At 51.8% G+C, this 1,810-nt stretch carries 1 protein-coding gene; it reads right to left on the bottom strand.

Annotation, left to right across the window (positions count from 1 at the left end):
- Positions 1–328: 328 nt before the first annotated feature.
- Entirely contained in the window at positions 329–1,789 is a 1,461-nt protein-coding gene (locus tag ACCAA_RS04420; protein ID WP_186406037.1) for a peptidoglycan DD-metalloendopeptidase family protein, read from the bottom strand.
- Between the last annotated feature and the right edge of the window lie 21 nt (positions 1,790–1,810).

The following is a 1,810-nucleotide window of genomic DNA, read 5'->3' as shown; positions in this document are numbered from 1 at the left end:
GCAGCCCTATCTGATGCCGATGGCGGCGTAGCGGGGGTGGCCGGAATGATGATCAAGGCCTCATAGAAGTACATCAAGATCAGGATGCCGTAAAACATTGAAATTGTCGGCACATTGACTCCCTATGTGCTTTACGCCCAAGGTTCAGGCTCAGCGGAGAAAAACGTCGTCTATTCCCGGCTTGTTCGCTGGTTCGCTTTTATCACGCTAGACCCGATCAGATCAAAAGCCAGGCCAGAGAAGCGTGGTCTGTCCCCGATTCTCCTCCCTTGCTGACTGAAGGGAAGCGCATCGGTCGCAATTGATGCGCTTCGTGGCTAAGTAGATCCTACAGGCTGCCGACCCCAATGGTCCGCCTGCTGAATCCAAGCGCGACTAGGCCGAGAGCAAGTAACGAGAGAGCAGGAGGTTCTGGAGCATTCGTTGTGATTGCGGTCATTGTCATATCGACCGTACCATTTTCTACGAATGTCAGGCCAGTGACAAAAGCTTGCGGGTCATTAGGATCAAGGCCTGCGCCTGTCTCGATGCCAAGGATACGAAAGCGATCTACGCCGCCACCACCAAAGAAGAACTGAATGTCGTGAGTGAGCGTTTCGTCGAACACCCAATTGCCAAGTATGCTGTCCCAAAGCCAGAGCGCAAATTCTCCGTCACCGACGTTAGGGAGGATTACGGACGCGAAATTTGGTCCGGATGCGATCTGAAAGTCGTACCCAACAGCAAACACAGGGTCTACATAGATCGGTAGGCTCTTCCCGACACCAAGTTCACCGACGACGATGTTAAATTTGTAAGCATCACTATTCTTGTCCTGCGTTGGGAGTTGCGGTATGGTCTGGCCGTAGATCTGGGCCTTGAGGGGGTGAGTTATCGTACCGTTGAGCTTGTAGTCCTTAAAAAGTCGCCCACCAACTGTTACGCCTGCAAGAGCAGGGTTGCTCGCACTACTATTGTAATCGTTAATGTGTCCCGTCATAATCTGAAGATGCAGATGGTTACCGGGACCGGCAACGAGGGTTCCCAATTGCTGTTTTTCGTCAATCGGGTCTGTTGCCTTGAATGGCTCACCAGTCTTAGCATTTAACGCCGGGGCGGAAAATTCGCGATACTCCGTAAAATAACCATTCCCGTTATCTATCACAATGCAATTCATGGTTCCAGCGCATTTGCTGCCGCTTTGCCCCGTTACCGCGACAACAGTGCCTGCTTTATTCGCTATTACCATTGCCGTGCCACTATCTAGCGCAAAGTCCATAGCAAAGTGTGCAACGTCATGATAGACGTCGTAGTAACCGTGCGTTAAGGCAAGCTTTTGTTTGTAGTAGTCTTGGGTGACATTAAGCGTTTTTAAGGCTGAGATTTCTAGTTGGCTAAGTGTTGGATTTTCATAATCAGTGCAATGTCCATGCGAGTCACTTACGATAGCACCGCATGAAACGGAGCTGCCTCCGGCTGCTGTTGTCAATTCAACGCTCGTGCCTGTACCCAACGTAGATAGTGGAAATAGAAAATTCGGGCCAGTATTCGGGCCAACAGGTACGGGGCTCAGAAGGTAGGAATGGCCATTATTTCCATTTGCTACAATCTGGCCGCTGTCGTTGATGGCGGTAGCCTGAACCAGCGTGGTCGTAAACTCAGACGGCAGCAGGCTGTTCAGGTCATACATAATACCACGCGTATCCAAGAAGGCGTGGTTGGCATTGCCGCTCGTGTTATCGGCGTAGCCTACGACCTGCCCACTAGCATGTAATCGTTTAGCCCCCCGCTCGCCGGCACCGCCCCTCAATCAGGCGGCAGCCGGTAGCGG

Origin of the sequence: Candidatus Accumulibacter aalborgensis, assembly GCF_900089955.1 — a bacterium.
In the GTDB taxonomy this organism is placed as follows: Bacteria; Pseudomonadota; Gammaproteobacteria; order Burkholderiales; family Rhodocyclaceae; genus Accumulibacter; species Accumulibacter aalborgensis.
This window is presented reverse-complemented; position numbering and strand designations above follow the sequence as displayed.